The organism is Flavihumibacter cheonanensis (genome assembly GCF_022352215.1).
GTDB lineage: Bacteria > Bacteroidota > Bacteroidia > Chitinophagales > Chitinophagaceae > Flavihumibacter > Flavihumibacter cheonanensis.
In genome coordinates, this window is the sequence record NZ_JAKRWF010000101.1 from 1 (window position 1) to 288 (window position 288).

At 63.2% G+C, this 288-nt stretch carries 1 protein-coding gene; it reads left to right on the forward strand.

Annotation, left to right across the window (positions count from 1 at the left end):
- Positions 1-288: hypothetical protein (locus MD536_RS21285; RefSeq protein ID WP_438839273.1), on the forward strand; the 288-nt coding region annotated here is incomplete at both ends.

Below are 288 nucleotides of genomic sequence, written 5' to 3' on the forward strand. Positions count from 1 at the left end.
GAGGTTCTCGGGATCGACGGGGTCTGCGATGCAGGTGAGTTCGTCCAGGCGGTGGAGAACGACCGCCAGGCACGACAGATGGCCCAGGAGAGGGCCCACCGTCTCAAGGCCGAAGCGATTGCCCGTCGTCAGGCAAGGAAGGTTTCACTCGACGAGATCTTCTCCCGGGCCCAGGAGGGAGACCTCAAGGAGCTGAACATCATCCTCAAGAGCGATGTCGCCGGTTCCCTGGAGGCCCTCCAGGACGAGATCGCGAAGGTCCCACAGGGCCAGGTCGCAATCAACGTC